Annotated in this window: 17 protein-coding genes; all 17 read left to right on the top strand. The window is 42.1% G+C overall.

Annotation, left to right across the window (positions count from 1 at the left end; all coding sequences use genetic code 11):
* Nucleotides 1–38: 38 nt before the first annotated feature.
* The 17 genes from NYE68_RS20790 (at nucleotide 39) to NYE68_RS20710 (ending at nucleotide 16,964) form a co-directional block, all read left to right on the top strand.
* Nucleotides 39–1,103 (top strand): pectate lyase, encoded by a 1,065-nt coding sequence (locus NYE68_RS20790; RefSeq protein ID WP_014306116.1) that lies wholly within the window; start codon nucleotides 39–41, stop codon nucleotides 1,101–1,103.
* Between the two features lie 160 nt (nucleotides 1,104–1,263).
* Entirely contained in the window at nucleotides 1,264–8,301 is a 7,038-nt protein-coding gene (locus NYE68_RS20785) for a DNRLRE domain-containing protein (RefSeq protein WP_324636212.1), read from the top strand.
* A 5-nt stretch (nucleotides 8,302–8,306) separates the two neighbouring features.
* Complete coding sequence (locus NYE68_RS20780; RefSeq protein ID WP_052941795.1) at nucleotides 8,307–8,999, top strand: hypothetical protein; 693 nt, start codon at nucleotides 8,307–8,309, stop codon at nucleotides 8,997–8,999.
* A 103-nt stretch (nucleotides 9,000–9,102) separates the two neighbouring features.
* Nucleotides 9,103–9,777 (top strand): hypothetical protein, encoded by a 675-nt coding sequence (locus NYE68_RS20775; RefSeq protein ID WP_047476019.1) that lies wholly within the window; start codon nucleotides 9,103–9,105, stop codon nucleotides 9,775–9,777.
* A 102-nt stretch (nucleotides 9,778–9,879) separates the two neighbouring features.
* The gene (locus tag NYE68_RS20770) at nucleotides 9,880–10,638 is read left to right on the top strand and encodes an Imm26 family immunity protein (protein WP_053573910.1); all 759 of its coding nucleotides are present in this window, start codon (nucleotides 9,880–9,882) and stop codon (nucleotides 10,636–10,638) included.
* A gap of 74 nt (nucleotides 10,639–10,712) precedes the next feature.
* Nucleotides 10,713–11,159 (top strand): hypothetical protein, encoded by a 447-nt coding sequence (locus tag NYE68_RS20765; protein WP_053573911.1) that lies wholly within the window; start codon nucleotides 10,713–10,715, stop codon nucleotides 11,157–11,159.
* Nucleotides 11,160–11,385: 226 nt separating this feature from the next.
* On the top strand, nucleotides 11,386–11,832 hold the full coding sequence (locus tag NYE68_RS20760) for a hypothetical protein (protein WP_053573912.1): 447 nt from the start codon (nucleotides 11,386–11,388) through the stop codon (nucleotides 11,830–11,832).
* A gap of 209 nt (nucleotides 11,833–12,041) precedes the next feature.
* Entirely contained in the window at nucleotides 12,042–12,452 is a 411-nt protein-coding gene (locus tag NYE68_RS20755; RefSeq protein WP_053573913.1) for a hypothetical protein, read from the top strand.
* A 3-nt stretch (nucleotides 12,453–12,455) separates the two neighbouring features.
* Nucleotides 12,456–12,863, top strand: a complete 408-nt coding sequence (locus NYE68_RS20750; protein WP_053573914.1) for a hypothetical protein — start codon at nucleotides 12,456–12,458, stop codon at nucleotides 12,861–12,863.
* 59 nt (nucleotides 12,864–12,922) lie between these two features.
* On the top strand, nucleotides 12,923–13,144 hold the full coding sequence (locus NYE68_RS20745; RefSeq protein ID WP_223609766.1) for a hypothetical protein: 222 nt from the start codon (nucleotides 12,923–12,925) through the stop codon (nucleotides 13,142–13,144).
* Nucleotides 13,141–13,401, top strand: coding sequence for a hypothetical protein (locus NYE68_RS20740; RefSeq protein WP_223609765.1), 261 nt, complete (start codon nucleotides 13,141–13,143; stop codon nucleotides 13,399–13,401). Before NYE68_RS20745 ends, NYE68_RS20740 begins: the two co-directional genes overlap by 4 nt.
* A gap of 43 nt (nucleotides 13,402–13,444) precedes the next feature.
* Complete coding sequence (locus NYE68_RS20735) at nucleotides 13,445–14,272, top strand: hypothetical protein (protein WP_064115241.1); 828 nt, start codon at nucleotides 13,445–13,447, stop codon at nucleotides 14,270–14,272.
* 170 nt (nucleotides 14,273–14,442) lie between these two features.
* The gene (locus NYE68_RS20730) at nucleotides 14,443–15,048 is read left to right on the top strand and encodes a hypothetical protein (protein ID WP_033574325.1); all 606 of its coding nucleotides are present in this window, start codon (nucleotides 14,443–14,445) and stop codon (nucleotides 15,046–15,048) included.
* Between the two features lies 1 nt (nucleotide 15,049).
* Nucleotides 15,050–15,895: a DNA-binding protein gene (locus tag NYE68_RS20725; protein ID WP_095352520.1), complete on the top strand. Its 846-nt coding sequence runs from the start codon at nucleotides 15,050–15,052 to the stop codon at nucleotides 15,893–15,895.
* A 1-nt stretch (nucleotide 15,896) separates the two neighbouring features.
* Nucleotides 15,897–16,277, top strand: a complete 381-nt coding sequence (locus NYE68_RS20720) for a YxiJ family protein (RefSeq protein ID WP_095352521.1) — start codon at nucleotides 15,897–15,899, stop codon at nucleotides 16,275–16,277.
* Nucleotides 16,274–16,534 carry a DNA-binding protein gene (locus tag NYE68_RS20715; RefSeq protein ID WP_254003477.1) on the top strand — a complete coding sequence of 87 codons (261 nt, stop codon included), beginning with the start codon at nucleotides 16,274–16,276 and terminating at the stop codon, nucleotides 16,532–16,534. The genes NYE68_RS20720 and NYE68_RS20715 overlap by 4 nt, the downstream gene beginning before the upstream one ends.
* Nucleotides 16,535–16,589: 55 nt before the next feature.
* The gene (locus NYE68_RS20710; protein WP_324636213.1) at nucleotides 16,590–16,964 is read left to right on the top strand and encodes a hypothetical protein; all 375 of its coding nucleotides are present in this window, start codon (nucleotides 16,590–16,592) and stop codon (nucleotides 16,962–16,964) included.
* Nucleotides 16,965–17,013 lie beyond the last annotated feature (49 nt).

The following is a 17,013-nucleotide window of genomic DNA, read 5'->3' as shown; positions in this document are numbered from 1 at the left end:
ATGTGTTTACAATTTAAGAGATTAAAGGAGTGAAGGGCATGAAAAAGAAGACGCGTCATCTCGCTTTCTTGGCTGCACTCGGCTTTGCGCTTTGTCTGGCCATCGTATGTTCCGCATCCAAGCAGGCAGAAGCGGCAGCGGCTTATCCGGATGTGATGCAGGGACTTACCGGATTCGCTGGCAATGCGAAGGATCATAACGGAAAAGCAAAATCCGCCGTATCGGGAGGCCAGGGCGGCCCTGTCGTCTACGTCAGCAATCTCAATGATCTGAAAAACAATGCGGGCGGAACGGACCGCAAAACCATCGTCATCACAAGTGATATTTCTTCCCCGGGTAAAGCCGTTGTGACAGTCGGCGCCAATAAAACCATCGTCGGCTCTTATACCAGCCACAGGCTGACCAACATCTATCTGACCACCGGCTCCGGCTCAAACAATGTGATTTTCAAAAATCTCATTATCAGCCATAATGCCGCCATTACAGGCAACAACGACATTCCGATGTACATAGCGAACGGACAGAATTACTGGATTGACCACGTCTGGTTTGAAGGACACAGTTACAATCCGAACAGCCACAGCGATTTGGGAAAGCTTCTGTATGTCGGCGCCAAAGCGGATTTTGTGACGCTGTCTAACTCTAAATTCACAGACCATCTGTACGGCCTGATTCTCGGTTATCCGAATGATGATAACGAGGGACGCAATTATATCGGCTATCCGCATATGACGATCACCAACAACTATTTTAATAACGTCTATGTGCGTTCACCGGGCCTGATGAGATACGGCTATTTTCACGCGAAAAACAACTATGTGACCAATTTCAATTTAGGATTCACCATTCATACAAACGCGACTGTTTTCTCAGAAGCCAACTATTTCGGTAACGGAAATGAAAAAGGCGGAATGATAGACGACTACGGGACGGCCCAATTCACCGACATCGGTTCATTCCCGTCGCTCAAAGCCCCGAAATCACCGCGCACCGGCTGGAATCCGAGATCAAATTACAGCTATGGAACCCTTTCAGCCCAGGACGCCAAAAACTTCGCCCAATCTTACGCGGGAGCGCAAAATACAAATCTCCGCTATCCATAATACGAAAAACCGCCGGCAGCCGGCGGTTTTTTTATATGATAAAAGGTTCAAAATCCCTATAATCCTTAAAATAACCTTAAATACCTAGGAAAATATTGATAAACAATTTCAATAATATTACTATTGTTAAGCCTATATTACAAAAGAAGGAGGAGAACCTATGAAAATAGGAAAAAAGAACAAGTGGAAAAAATGGCTGGCCGGCACTCTTGCGGCAACGCTGATGATTTCCATTGCGCCTGCCGATGTGTTTGCGGCAGAAACGCGTGAAAAACAAGATCAAGCGAAAACCGCCGCCATTCCGGCCGCAGACCCGGAAAAAGATCTTCCGGCGGAAAAAGCATCTGAGCAGATGCCTTTTGATCAAAAAGATATCAATCAAGACGGTGAGATCACGTCAGAAAGAACTGAGAATTCAAAGCTTTACTATGAAGGCGAGGGTGTGTACAAACAGGAAATCTACACAGACCCCATACATACGAAAGAAACCGCCAATGCGGACTGGGAAGACGTTTCTCCTGAATTGAAAACCGGCTCAAAGGAAGTCGGAACGGAAAATACAGTGCTGAATTCCGATTTTCTGAAGCAAATGAAAAACGGATTATACGCTACATTTGAACATGATGATCATAAGCTCACATACTCATTAACCGGCGCAAAAGGCCCCGATCAGGCTGCAATCACTCCGACAGATGCCTCAGCAAAAGTAAGGGAAGACAGCAACGAGCTTACGTATCAGCAAGTGTTTCCTGCAATTGATTTACAAACCTACACATTTAACGAAAACATAAAAGAAGACCTTGTGCTTCACAAATATGAAGGCTACAATTCCTTCACCTTTCAAATCAAAACCGACCTTCAGGCTAAAGAACAGGAAGACGGCTCGATCGCGTTTTCTGATGATAAAGACAATGTCGTCTACACCGTGCCGAAGCCCTTTATGACCGACTCAGATCTCGACGAAAAGTCAGGTGAAGTCAGCAGGTCAGAAGATGTCAGCTTCAAGCTTGAAAAAAACAGTGAAGGCTACTTGCTCCATGTAACGGCCGATGAAAAATGGCTGAAAGATCCCAAGCGGGTTTATCCGGTATCTATTGACCCTTCAACATCAGTATCTGTGTCATCCGATACCTTTGTCATGAGCGCGTACCCGACGACAAACTACTCTGCCGCATCGCAGAAATGGGATGCCGGATTGAAAGCGTACGTGCTGAAAACTGGATATTATGATGGCACAACCGGAACGAACTACGCTTTTATGAAGTTTGATAATCTAAAGCCGATCAAAAACATGACGGTGACGAAAGCGACGCTCAAAGCGTACACAGCCCACTCCTATTACGGATCAAAAGCGACGGGGCTTTGGCTCGACACCGTTAACAGCAATTACGACAATGCCAAGATTACGTGGAAGAACAAGCCGGGCTCCAAAAACATCGGCAAAGCCGAGGTCTATAAAGGCCAATGGGCAAGCTTCGATGTCACCTCCGCAGTCAAGTCGTGGAACAGCGGCGGCGCCAATTACGGCTTTAAGCTTCACGCAAACGGCAACGGAAAAGAATATTGGAAGAAGCTGATGTCATCAGCAAACTCTGCTAAAAAACCATACATTGAAGTGACATACACAATTCCGAAGGCGGACACGCCGTCTGTCAAAGCGTATCATAACGGAGATTCGACAGGATTTTTCAATATCAGCTGGAAAAAAGCTGAAGGCGCCAAAAGCTATAAAGTCTGGCTCTATAACGGGAAAGAATACCAGGCCATTCCGGTCGGCAATGCAACCTCTTGGAGCACAAAAGGAAAAAACATCTGGCCGACAAAAGCGGAAATCGACTCCGGCAAATATAAGCTGCATACAGACGGAAAAGGCGGAACTGAATTAGCGCTTAATCCTTCGCCGGTCTATAAAAACGCCGGCGGCAGCTATCCGGCAAGTAAAAATTACTGGGTCGCGGTCAGCGCGGTGTTTGACCAGGGAGAGGGCGCCATGTCTGCGGCCGCCAAGCCCGTCATTCCGAATATCGGAAGAGTTCAGAAGCCAAGCACGAAAGGCTTTAATAACAACAACGCCACAGGCTGGTTTGATCTTTCCTGGAAAGCCGTATCAGGCGCAGCCGGGTATAAAATGCAAGTCTTTAACGGCAAAGGCTTTGAAACGCTTGACCTCGGAAATAAAACATCCTGGTCCACAAAAGATCAAAACATCTGGCCGACAAAGGCGGAAATCAGCGCCGGAAAATATGCGCTTCACCTGAAAGACAAAAAAGGCGCGGAATTGCCGATCAACCCGGGCCCCGTTTATAAAAACGCCGGCGGAGATGCGAACCGGAAAACCTACGGATTTAAAGTCATTGCTTATAACAAAGACGGAGAAGCGATCGCCTCACCGGAAGCGAGTCCGGCGCTGCCTGATATCGCAAAGCCGAAAAACCTGACAGGCTATGTCTATACGAACACGAAATCGAGCCAAACGGGTTATGTCAATCTCATATGGGATAAAGTCAAAAACGCCAAAGGCTACAAAATCAACATCTACAACGGAAAAGACTATCAATCATTCGATGTCGGGGATACCGATCATTGGACGACCCAAAACAAACACATCTGGCCTTCAGCCGATGAAGTGAAAGCGGGAAGATTCCAGCTTCACACGGACGGAAAGGGCGGCGAACTGGCGCTTGACCCTTCACCTGTTTACGAAAACGCAAACGGCAATTACAAAGGGAAGAAGAACTATTCCTTCACGCTGACCGCCTATGACGCAAACGGTGACAGCATACCGACGGCACCTTTTAACCCTGTTTTCCATGAAGGGGCGGAATTCCTCGGAACGGAAGAATTCTGGTCTATTATCGACATTCCGGACGGACAGCTGAACGGCGCGACGGGAAATGTCATCGTCAATGAGGAAGATATGTCAATCGACGGACGCGGACCGGGGCTCGGACTCTCCCGGACCTTCAACAGCCTTGACAGCTCTGACCATATGTTCGGCCAAGGCTGGTATGCCGATGCGGAAACGTCGATCCTTTCTGAAGACGGCAGAGCCGTTTATATTGATGAGGACGCGACAACACATGTCTTCACGAAAAAATCTGACGGCACGTATCAGCCGCCGACGGGCGTTTATCTCGAACTTACGGAAACAAGCGATCAATTTGTATTAAAAACAAAAGATCAGACGAACGCTTATTTCAGCAAAAAAGGCGGCAAGCTCCAAAAAATCGTTGACGGACACAACAACACAACCGTATACGAATATAACGACAGCAATCAGCTGACCGCCATAACAGACGCATCAGGGCGCAAGCTGACATTTACCTATGATGAAAACGGCCATGTCACATCTCTTACAGGGCCGAAAAACAAAAAGATTTCATATTCATATGACAAAGACCTTCTCAAAAAGGTGACGGATACTGACGGCAGCGTCACAAGCTACGACTATGATGCCGAAGGGCGCCTCGTCAAGCAGTATTCCGCAAACAGCACGGATGATAAACCGCTGTTCACTGAATACCAATACAGCGGCCACCGTCTGGCCAAAGCCGTCAATGCGAAAAAAGAAACGTACGACTACAGCTATGACGCGGACAAAAAAACGCTGCTCATGACGCAGCCGAACGGCCGCAAAGTGCAGTACGGCTATAACGAGGCGGGCAACCCGATCCAGATGATCGATGATGCCGAAGGGCTGAAAATCACGACCAACACTGTATACGAAGGCAACAACGTCATTCAGGACACCGACCCGAACGACGCGGATGCGGGCAAAGCGACAGAAAGCTATCAATATGATAAAGACGGCAACGTCACAGCCGTAAAAGACAACTACGGCACCGAAACGTATCAGTACAACAAAAACAATGACGTAACGAAAATGAAGGATACCGAGGGGAACATCACTGATATTGCGTACGACGGACTTGATGCCGTTTCTGAGACGGATCAAAGCGGAAAATCCTCATCCGCCGCCGTGTATGACAAGTACGGAAATCTCATTCAATCAAGCAAAGAGCTGGCAGCTTCGGCGAGCCTGCTGAAAGACGGCAGCTTTGAAGGAACAAAGCTTGGCTGGAATCTCACTGCTACGAGAGACAGCGGAAGCATCGCGTCTGTCAAAGGAAGAAGCGGCGCGCTGTCCGGACAAAAAGCATTGGAGATCACCTCACAATCCTCTACTGCCGGAACAGAGCACGGCCATGCGTCCGCAACGCAGGAAGTGCAGCTGGAGCCGAATACGACGTATACACTCAGCGGCCAGATCAAAACGGATCTGACGAAGGCGAGAGCGTATTTCAACATTGATCTGCGTGACAAAGACCAAAAACGCATTCAATGGATTCACAATGAATCAGGCGCATTAGCCGGAAAGAATGACTGGACGAAACGGCAGATCACCTTTACAACACCGGCCAATGCAGGAAAAGCCATCGTCTATATGGAAGTGGATCATAACGACAAGGACGGCAAAGGAAAAGCGTGGTTTGATCAGGTTCAGCTGGAAAAAGGCGAAGTCTCTTCAAGCTATAACCCGGTGCAAAACAGCAGTTTCACGGCCAAAACAGATGGCTGGAGCACAAGCGGAGCCGCTGCTGACCTTGATGAAGGCTTCGATGATGACAGCTCATTAAAAGCGTCCCGCACAAATGCATCACAAGCCAATGCGGCCGCAAAACAAACCGTTACGCTAGGCCAAAGCGCGGACGATAAGCCGGTATATATCACGCTGACAGGGATGTCCAAGGCTGACGGCGTAAAATTAACGAACGACAATGATTACGCTCTTCAGGCTGACGTCACTTATGCGGACGGCACGACGGGCGTCTACACCGCCAAATTCCCGCAGGGGACACAGGAATGGAACCGGGCGGCGGCAGTCATTCCGAAAACAAAGCCGATCAATAAAATCGAACTCAGCATTCTGTTCCAAAAAAGCGCCACAGGAACGGCGTGGTTTGATGATATCCGTTTAATCGAAGGAAGCATCCTGACGAAAAACACCTATGACGAAAAAGGAAACTACGTCACAAAAGAAGAAGACGAACTAGGGTATGCAAGCACTGCTTCATATGACGAGACTGGAAAGAAAATGTCTGAAACCGACGCGAAAGGCGAAACAACCGCCTACGAATACGATCAGGCCGACCAGCTGACAAAGCTGACCCTGTCAAACGGCACATCCATCCTTCACAGCTATGACAAGGAAGGAAATGAGCTGACAAAAACGATTCGGGCCGGCGCGGACCAGACCTATCAATATGAATATGACGTCATGGGCAAGCTCGTCAAAACAACCGACCCGCTTGGCAATGTACTGAAGAGTGAATATGACGCCAACAGCAACTTGACGAAAACCGTTTCCGCCAACGGCAATGAAGTGTCGCTGACCTATGACGGCACCGACCGGGTTAAGTCAAAAGCGTATAACGGCACTGAAAAATACAACTTTACCTATGACAAAAACGGCAATGAAACGTCGGTCACGAACAAAGAACAAAATACAACGAAAAAACGCACCTTTGACAACAAAAACCGCCTGACCGAATTAACCGACCGCGGCGGCAGCCAAAGCTGGACGTATCCGGCTGATTCGGATAAGCTGAAAACTTTCTCATGGAGCCACGGCGGCCAAAAAGGAACAAACAGCTTTACGTACAACAAACTTGATCAAATGATTGAAATGAAAGACGGCACTTCAGCCTATACATTTGATTATGATGAAAACGGCAATGTCCAGACATTCATCAGCGGAAATGAAGTCGGCACGAGCTTCTCATATGATGAGCGGAATCTTGTCAGCTCTCTTCATATCGGAGCGAAAAACGGCGGCAGCATCTTCCGGGAAAGCTATGAATACGACGCCAACGGCAACCGCACGGTCATCGACAGCTCAGCGGGCGGAAAGGTGCAGTACGAATACGGCAAGCTCAACCAGCTCGTCAAAGAAACTCATGAAGACGGCACCGTCATTCAATATACGTACGACGGCTTCGGCAACCGGACAAATGTTACCACCACAAAGGACGGCGCAAGCAAATCAGTCAACGCATCCTTCAACATCATGAACCAGCTGACGAAGGTGAATGACGAAGACCTGTCCTACGATAAAAACGGCAACCGCACATCCGACGGCAAATACACATATACGTGGGACGCGGAAGACAACCTGACCGCCGTCACGAAAAAAGGCGAAGACAAGCCGTTCGCAACATACAAATACGATGAAAAAGGAAACAGAATCCAAAAAACCGTCAACGGAAACGTCACGAACTACTTCTACGACGGAGACAGCTTGAATGTCCTGTATGAAACAGACGCAGACAACAACGTCACAAAATCATACACGTACGGTGACAGCGGCCAGCTGTTATCCTATACAAAGAACGGCAAGAAATATTTCTATCACTACAACGCACACGGCGACGTCATCGCGATCTCAGACAGCACCGGAAAAACCGTTGCCAAATACCAATACGATGCATGGGGAAATCCGACAAAAACCGAAGCGAGCGACGAAGTAAAAGACAACCGCTACCGCTACGCAGGCTACCAATACGACGAAGAAACCGGCCTGTACTATCTCATGGCCCGCTACTACGAGCCAAGAAACGGCGTATTCTTATCACTCGATCCAGACCCGGGAAGCGATGGGGATTCTTTAGATCAGAATGGATATGCATACGGAAACAACAACCCAGTCATGAACGTCGATCCGGATGGGCATTGGGTGTGGCTTGTAGTAAATGCCGGATTTGCAGCCTATGATGGATATAAGGCCTATAAATCAGGTAAAGGATGGAGAGGTGCAGCCTGGGCAGCGGCTTCGAACTTTGGGCCCGGGAAAGTGTTTAAAGGCGCTAAGAAGGCTTTGGGATTTGCGAAGGCCGCCAAGAAGTATTTAAAACCTGGTAAATACGCTAGAAGGTCAATTCCTGCAAGAAGTACAAGTAGCAGGTTAAATAAAAAGGAAAGAAGAGTATTAAACAAAATTGGGAATAAATATGGCTGTCATACTTGTGGTAGAAGGCACCCTGGAACTAAAAGCAGAAATTGGATTGCGGATCACCAACCAGTATCAAAATTAAGGAAGAAAGGCCAGCGACAAAGGCTATATCCTCATTGTCAAACTTGTTCACGAAAACAAGGAGGATATACTAGTGCTATTCTGAGAAAAAGACATCAACGGAGGTGAGGATGTTGGGTGGAAAAAAAGAAGCCATTCTCGCATTGCTTAACGATTCATTCAATAAGGAAGAGTTTCCGTTTCTTGATAATGAGAATTTTGACTTCGCAAAAGGGAAGCTTTCGATTTTTATTGAAAGAGATAACTGGCTTTTAACGTTCCAGCTGTTTGGATTGTCGAGATTGGGACCAGCTATTGATTTTTATGCGGTGGGTAATCAATTAACAAATAATGAAGTAAGTTTTTTAGATGATGAACCGTTTTTATTTGCAGATGAAAAAGGAAATTTGCTGGAATTGGAAGATATAGAATCGGGTTTTACAAGTAAACAAATCAATGTGTCTCTTAGAGAGAAAACATTTCAATTTTTTATTGAGCAGGAAATAAAAGATAAGATTTCCCCAAAGAATGAATGGATTACATGTTTGAGGCATATGACCAAAAATAGATTATTTCTTGACACACTTTGGCTGACGAAACAAGAACAACTGGAAATAGCGGGTCTCTCTTCGGAGTATGAACAATTGTATTCAACAGAATTATGGATGCATCCAGAAGGAGAAAAAGATTTGCCTAGTTTGTCTCCTTTCTTTCAATCAATTGCCGAAGCAATTTCCCGTCAAGAGATAGCATATATTCAAAAACATGATGATGGTAACACAGAGTGGCCAAAATGGGCACACACAGATTCTGTTCAATACTTTTGAAGATATTATAGACATGCAGTAATTGGAAATAATCCGTTATATATTAAATAAATTATTATGTGGAAGATAAAATATAAAAATAATTTAATAAGGAGAATGAATTTTGATTAAAAGTAAAGAAATTCTTAGCCTATTAGATGATGAATTTAGTGAATTAAACCGACCAATTTTTGAATGGCGTGAATCTAATTATGTTGGGAGTAAATGTACCTTATTAAGATTAAATGATGACAATTGGTTACTGGCAATTCATTGCTTCGAAGTAGATTCTAAAGGACCTTTTCTGGCTATTCATACCTATAGTAACTGTTTTTCAGACAACTACAAATCGATAATAATTGATGACTTCGCCCTAAAGACTGAAGCAGGTGAGAAAATAACATATAGTGAAAGTGATTTTCAACAATTAAGCGAAGTAGTGGAAATTGAAATTAAAGAGTCTCGTTATTGCGTAAATATTCACCAAAGAAATGAATTCCAAAAGAGTACAAAAGAAAGGGCTTGGAAAACTTATTTCAGGAATTTGTTTGAGGATGCTTCTTTTAGAGAGGCGCTTTGGATAAAGCCAAAAAAACTATTAAATATACTGGATCTAAAAAGCGAAGCAGAAGGAGTATTCGAAACAGAGGATTGGGAATATCCTGATTACCTAACAGATCCAAGCCAATTAATTTCTTTTCAATCATTTGCGCAATATCTTGAAAAAGGCGCAGGTTCAGTTGATGTAGGTGATGTAAATAATAACTGGAGGGAGTGGGAGGATTACGATATTGAGTAGTTGATGAAGGAAACCTTTTTAACCTCTGGGCGTACAGAATTCAGACACGATATTATTCAGGGAATGAGCGGTATGAAATAGAAAAGAAAGAAGGCCGTTCTATTGGGATATTGGGAAGAAGAATATAAAAACAAGAAAGTTTTACTTAGTGATGAAGGCTTAGATATATGTTTTGATGCTGTAGAAAAATTTTGTGAATTATATAAGAGAGAGCTGGATAGAGAACCGATATTAGAAGAATTCTTAGCAACTTTAGTTACCGTTATGAATACAAATGGAAATTCTTCTTTCACGGAGTTAGTTGATAAGCGAATAGTAGAAATAAAGGCAACGACCAGGAAAGCGAAATCAATAGCTAAAGTAATACCGGGAGCTGTTATTCAAATACCTTTGGATAAGATCGGGAAGTATACTTATGCTTGGGTTATTGAAGGTGATCTATCAAAAAATAAAGACGATGACATTCTTATTCAGTATTATAATATTTTCACTGAAAATACACTTAGCAGAGAAGAAATCATTCGTCTAATGAAAGAAGAAAATAAGAAAATATTTGCGGCTAATACTGGGCACACAGGTTTTCTGCAAGGAGATTGGAAAGTAATATCCAAGATGCCTCAAGAGATAATAGAGAAAAACAGTCATTCTCAATTAAAATTTGTTTTATATGAAGACGGTAAATATCTCATAAGTGAAGGCGATTCATTTGCATCAGAAGATGAATTAGCAGAGGCAGATGAGAAAACGGGCAAAGACATCCCTAACCCATTAGGTATATTTGGACATTCGGCTGTAGAATCTATTCTCTATAAATATTTTGAAGGAATGTCAATGGAAGAAATCATGAAGACTGAATTGTAAAAGACTGATTTCTCACATTCGCTTGTACAGATACTGACAGTAGTAAATGTTTTGAGTTCTGAACGAGGTGTAATATGAAGAAAATCAACCTGAAATCTATTACACAAAAAGAGATCTTACAAATAGAAAAACAATTTGAACGGATTGCATTAAACAAAATAAGAAACAATCAAGAAAAGTTTAGAAAAATGGGTTTGAAAATTGAAGCTGCTTTTGGAAGAGTCGGAAACGAAAAAGAAATAGGAAAAGAAGTACAGCCCTCAGATTGTTTTGAGAATACCTATAATTCACTGATATTTTTTTCTGTAGCTTATTTGAACGGCACCGACTTTCACGATAATGAAGACGGCTATTGTGTAGACCATTTAGATATATGGGTTTGTGAAAGAAGGTTGTTTTCGGGGAAAGCGGGATATTTAACAGATTTAGAAAGTGAAGAGGAAATAGCAAAAGAAATCCAAGGTAAGATAAATCAATTGTTTTTAGAAGCTACAGATATAATAAAAAAATTAAAAGAATGATTTATAGCTTCTTTTAGTTATTTTTAGAGAAGAGATTTAGAGAGGTTACCAGCCTCTCTTATCTTATATGATAAAAACCAAACTACACACGGAACATGTGGGAATAACATACTGCTGAGACGAAGTAAAAGACAAGCGCTACCGCTAACAGGCTATCAATACGACGAAGAAACTTATTCTATCTCATGCCGTTTACAGTGTATAAAAGATAGAAGGAGAGAATTAAATGTACTATTTTTATGAAATATCAACTCTCAATGACTATGATTCGGTTGAAAAAGAGTATAAAACAATAGAGGATTTAATATTTGTTATATTAAAAAATATGGAAAATAAACAATATGCAATGTATTCTTACTCTGTTTCAAATAAAGATAGTGATACTTGTATATTCTCAGCGAGCTTAAAAACAAATACTTTGTTTAATAAAAAAATCTCATTTATAAAAACCTCAGCAGAAGAGTACAAAAATACAATAATTGCGCATGAAAATATAATCTTATTGGAAAAAGATGTTGAGTTAAAAGATATATTAAATGGAGCTTCTTTAGCAGAGAAAACAATTATTAAAGATTTACTGGATTATGTTCTTTATCATATAGAAATAACAGATTCCGAGACAATCAGAATAGGATCTAGACATAGAGAAAATATTACAAACATTATTAAATAAGGGCATTAAATAAAAAATAGATGAGCCTGTTGATCATCTTTTGGTCAACAGGCTTTTTTTAAAAAAATTATAGATAATAAGTGGGTAGGTGATTAGAACTGAGACAGTAAAAGGTGAACAATCGATTGAAACTTAGCTTGAATTCCAGAGCGTCATTCAAATCATTTACTAATAAATTAAAGCTATTAAGTAGAGAACGAGGAGACAGCATGGCCAAAATCGGAGACGGTTGTCTGGAACTTGAAATAACACCGAGAAGGTATCAAGAAGCAGAGGATGATCCTTTTATCTCAACAATGTTTGAACTGTTGGAACATAATAAAGCAATCGTTCGCGATTACTCTGCCGTTTTATTAGAAAGTGAATATAAAATGCTGATATCAGATATTGAAGCATTATCAGCAGGCAATCAAGACAGGATACGTTTAGAAACAATTGAACCATTTTTTATACTAAGTATTGATAAAGAAAACGAACATTACAGATTTATCATTAGATTTATGGAAAATAATTCAAATACAACCTTCTATAAATTGAACTGTAATGAAGAAAAGCTAGAAATTTTCGTGAAGACTTTAAAATCAGATCTCAAAGACTCCAAAACTTCATTAGGGAGATAAACGGTGTACAAGACAATTAATGAATGGGTAGATTATATAGACGGAGGGTGCGCTGTCCTTCATTGTGACTTTCATGTGTTTAAAAAAGAGCTTTCACTTAAGATTCAGGTCGTTGAAAATAAAGCCGAATTTACGCATAACATTCTTTTTCAAAATGCAGCATCTGTTTATTTTAGTGCAGATATTGGTGATATGAGATTAGAAAAAATAGATCCGGAAGAATACAATTGGCAAGTATTTGAGATGAGTTACCACCCGGAAGGAATCGGTAATCTATCAAATGCTGTAATTCCGGAGTATCAATCAAATGCTAATTTTCTCATTGGCATGAACAGAATGCTGATTGCTGTAGAAGCTGAAACAGTTCGCTTTGATGATCAATCATTTTATGCGTATCATTCGAAATCATAAATAAGAGAGGTTCCCAGCCTCTCTTTTCTTACATAACGAAATCGTTCGCGGAGGTAAACATGAACACTCCTTTAAATTTACAAAAAGAATCATTGAGGGCTATAGGGAATCTGGATGTGATTAATCCGCTTCAATACAACTCGATATATTCATGTGATCTAGTGAGTAAAGATACTTTTTCTCAATTAATGAATGACTTAGAGTTTGGAACCGTTCTGATAGAAGTTATGGAACACCTTCTTTTATTGAAGAATGGAAGAGGAAGGTTGAAAAGAAAATGATAAATATGAATACTGTATCGAAAAAGTTAATTCATATTGAATGTGTCCTAACCAAAGAACAACTGATGGCAGATTACTTATTAGATGAATTATATTTTTTAGCATCGATCAATGATTTTGTTGTTATAATAGCAAATCCTGCCAAAAATAAGTCCTACATGAACCTGAACACTCAAAAGGTTGATGTAACTACTGAAAGTAATGAAAAAATCATTTGGTTTGAATACGATGCAGCAGATTTATATATCATTGATTAATTTAATATAAAATTTCAGGTTCCTATTCAACGGAGTGTTGCTGATGTTAAAACTTACCGCGGAGCGTGTTGGGTCATATGAAAGGGAAAATATCATTTATTTCAATGCGGGTCGGGATGATCAAGTATTTATTGTGTCGGTGCACGATCACAAAGTAATATTGGAGGTTATGAAAGGCAGCTCTCTTTTAATCAAAAAAGAGTTACACGGATTTTCTGAAGATGCCCATTTCTATCTGGTTGATTCGTATGATGACACTATCGTGATCGTTTACCTGGAAAATCATACGTGTCAATTAGCCGTATACTGCGTAAACAGTAATAAAATCAATCCGATTTGTTCTTTTCTATTAAGCGCCAATGTATTTCATCTGGGTGAGGATGGATTATTATGGATCGGATTAACGGACGAGGGTATGTATGATGAGAGAAACCCTCAAGGGAAAGCGATATTTGCTTTTCATACAGAAGACAGAACGTTTTATTTTGAAGACGATTTTAAAGAAATGATGCATGAATGCTATGCCGTACAATCGATCCAATCCGATTTGTATGCTTGTTTCGAGGGAGAGGATTGCTGTGTCATCGGGCATTATCAGATTGAACGTGACAGAATTCGTACTGTTGCAGAATATGTGCTGGACGGCGATCAATACTCCTATTGTGATCAGCTGTCCGTTTCGAAAAAAAGGGTGCTTCTGATTCAGAGTCACGAGGATAACCTATTTGCATTTCATGAAGAGAACAAAGGCTTATCAGAGGCTGACGTCATGATACACGGTATTGATAGAAAAAGAGAAACAATGTACAGAGCCGTCCAGGACCGCATGTTTATCTTTAATGATAACGATTTATATTTGGTAAAGTTTTGATAGTTCTGTGCACCCTGAAAATAACTTCTAAGGAAGTGCTCAGTGATAAGAGAAAAGTTAATGGACAAGCTTGGGGAAAACAAGAGGCATTTTTTAATGAAACAAGTGCGTCTGTGTGGCACAGAATACGGCTGTGAGCTTGTGTGTAAACCGTCGAAAAGAGGTACAAGATGCATCCCTTTTTTATAAAGAACACAAAGAAATTGGCGATTTTTCAATCCCAAATATATTCCTTATTTCATGAAAATAAAACGTTGCCCGAACAAGTATTTAAACAACAAAAACATTATTATCTATTCGAGGAATTCCACTGGGTCTTGTCTGAAGAAGGCTGGGAGATGCTCAAAAGTTTGGCGCATCATCATCACGATGAATTTATCTTAATGGCTGTTCTGGAACAACCTGATGATATGAATCGGTTTCACGTGGAATTCGGCTATTTTGACTGGTTAAAGATTCCTTTAAATATAACCGAAGATGAATATCTTTCAATCTTAACTGATTATCCAAAGCACAGTAAAAATGACTGCATAATGAATATTGCATCCCGCGTCGTATGGGCTTCACCAACTTTAAGGTGGGCGATTTACGGAGAGAGAGATTTTGAGATCTGTATTCTAGGCATTGATCAGGAGATTGCGGGAAAAACGTTAGGATCATGGAGGCCCTTAGATAATCTTGTTTTAGACTGGGTATCAGTTGTATTCCCGGATCAGATCGTTCCGGATGAATTTCAAAAAAAGCTCGCCGCGCATTATAAATTCAAGGGGCAATGACATGAAAATAAAAATGAATAAGATACATGACGAATCAATAAAAGGACGTTTCTTCCATTTTGATAACTGCGGGCATCTGTATCTCGGACGGCATCAGAATGACGGGCTTTCGTTTACGATTATCGATGAATTAGGTGATATTCGAGTGATTCATATCGATGAACAAATTCTGTGTGAGGATATTATGCTGTTTCAACAGAGTTTGGCTGACAGGTATGTGTTGATTTACTTTGAATCGCATGAGTATAAAGTGAAGGTATTTTCAGCAGATGGAACAGAACAATGTGCATTTTCTCTGCCTTCAGGGGTTTCATGCAGTCTTTTGGATGAAAAACAAAACCTGTGGATCGGTTTAAGTGATGAAGGTACTTATAGTGATGAAAATCCTGATGGGCACAGTGTGCTGTGCTATTCATTAGATGGCCGGCTGAAGAAAACTCACATTGATCAGCAGCTTTCGGAAATATACGCGCCCGCGGCAGATGACTGCTATGCACTTGCAGAAAAAGACGGACTGATCTACATGCTGTATTACTCTTATACAGTCATTGCTGCGTTTGATGAAACCGACGTGAAACGAGTGTGGATTATTTCTGATAAAGCATATTCCGGGGTTTACGACCAGCTTGCGATTTCAGAAGACGGGTTTTGGGTATGCAAAGATGATCATTCACTGTCTCTCATACCGGCCGATGTCAGTCTGCCGATGCAAGAGGTGACGTGCTGTGATCCGGATGGCGATGAGCTTTCCGTGCATCAGCTGAAGCTGACTGGCAATGCCATTTACGTGGTCTCGAATTCGGGGATTTATAAGCGGGATATCAGTAATTGGAAAGCGGCAAAATGAGATGATGAAATCCAACAGATATTCTTTAAATGATGACGTCATCCAAAACCTGAAATTACACAAAAAAGAATTAGAGGGTCCGCTGCCTTCAGATACAGGGAGATTCGAAGAAGACTTTGAGGGGGCTGCCTGCGCGGGGGATTTTTATGAGTATTTCGCGCTTGTCTGCGGCAGCTTAGATTTTGTTTTGGCGAATAAACAAATGCCTAAGCGCCAGCGTAAAGCCTTATATAAATCCTTTTTTGAGCTGTATCCGCAATATGCGCAGCTGAAAAACGCTTTAACAGATTATCCGGAGCTCAGCCGGGAAATCGGGCGGCACGAACGGGTAAGAGGGCTGTTGGTCAGCATTTTAAACAAGAAAGGCAGGCTTCTGACGTGAAAGAACCCACAATAGCAGAATGTCTGAAGAAGGCTGATCTGATCCTGAACGGTCAAGCGGCGAGGGAAGAAGTGTCGGATTGGGCATGCGAGTACGTGGCTGCAGATGATCCGGAGGTTGAGGATGAAAACGTTTGGGAGATGCTCGTGTATTTGAGCGGGTTTGATCTGAAAGATTCGCCTGATTCGTATCTGCATACGATTGAAGAATTAAAAGATTGGGTGCAGTCATATAAAGAAATTCATGGGGGTTTGTAAGAAAAATTCATTTGAGTCAGACATGCCAATTCAGCTGAAAAAAAGGAGGCACAAAATGGAATGGCACAAACATGAGAAAGCAGTTCTGCTGGGGCCGGATTCGCCGGGTTGTTTTGAATTGACGGAGTTTACGTTCTATACCGGGTATAACGAGTATTATGATAAAATCCCGGTGTTTGAGGTGAAGCTGGCTGATGGACAGTATGATGCTGTGCTGCGGTTTGAAGGTGTGAGGGCTGCCCGGCTGGATGATCTTGAAAGCATCACCGACATCCATCTGGATATCAGCCCGGTCGACGGCGGCTGGGAATCGATCCGCTACTATGTCGATGACGGGGAAGGAAGCATGAGCTTTTATTGCGCCAAATGGGTCGTGCTTGACATGAAGAAAAAGCAGTCCCCCGAATGGCCCGGCAAAACGTCAGGGTAAAGCGGCGGCATTTCGCGTATAATGAGGGGAGCCGGACAGAGAAGGAGTT

It is taken from the genome of Bacillus sp. FSL R5-0447 (assembly GCF_038606125.1).
Taxonomy (GTDB): domain Bacteria; phylum Bacillota; class Bacilli; order Bacillales; family Bacillaceae; genus Bacillus; species Bacillus velezensis.
This window is presented reverse-complemented; position numbering and strand designations above follow the sequence as displayed.

What these genes read in the sequence shown, in the direction of transcription:
- NYE68_RS20735 (WP_064115241.1), top strand. Translation starts at nt 13,445, where the DNA reads ATGTTAAAACTTACCGCGGAGCGTGTTGGGTCATATGAAAGGGAAAAT.
- NYE68_RS20745 (WP_223609766.1), top strand. Translation starts at nt 12,923, where the DNA reads ATGAACACTCCTTTAAATTTACAAAAAGAATCATTGAGGGCTATAGGG.
- NYE68_RS20790 (WP_014306116.1), top strand. Translation starts at nt 39, where the DNA reads ATGAAAAAGAAGACGCGTCATCTCGCTTTCTTGGCTGCACTCGGCTTT.
- NYE68_RS20720 (WP_095352521.1), top strand. Translation starts at nt 15,897, where the DNA reads ATGATGAAATCCAACAGATATTCTTTAAATGATGACGTCATCCAAAAC.
- NYE68_RS20760 (WP_053573912.1), top strand. Translation starts at nt 11,386, where the DNA reads ATGTACTATTTTTATGAAATATCAACTCTCAATGACTATGATTCGGTT.
- NYE68_RS20730 (WP_033574325.1), top strand. Translation starts at nt 14,443, where the DNA reads ATGCATCCCTTTTTTATAAAGAACACAAAGAAATTGGCGATTTTTCAA.
- NYE68_RS20725 (WP_095352520.1), top strand. Translation starts at nt 15,050, where the DNA reads ATGAAAATAAAAATGAATAAGATACATGACGAATCAATAAAAGGACGT.
- NYE68_RS20755 (WP_053573913.1), top strand. Translation starts at nt 12,042, where the DNA reads ATGGCCAAAATCGGAGACGGTTGTCTGGAACTTGAAATAACACCGAGA.
- NYE68_RS20740 (WP_223609765.1), top strand. Translation starts at nt 13,141, where the DNA reads ATGATAAATATGAATACTGTATCGAAAAAGTTAATTCATATTGAATGT.
- NYE68_RS20785 (WP_324636212.1), top strand. Translation starts at nt 1,264, where the DNA reads ATGAAAATAGGAAAAAAGAACAAGTGGAAAAAATGGCTGGCCGGCACT.
- NYE68_RS20710 (WP_324636213.1), top strand. Translation starts at nt 16,590, where the DNA reads ATGGAATGGCACAAACATGAGAAAGCAGTTCTGCTGGGGCCGGATTCG.
- NYE68_RS20765 (WP_053573911.1), top strand. Translation starts at nt 10,713, where the DNA reads ATGAAGAAAATCAACCTGAAATCTATTACACAAAAAGAGATCTTACAA.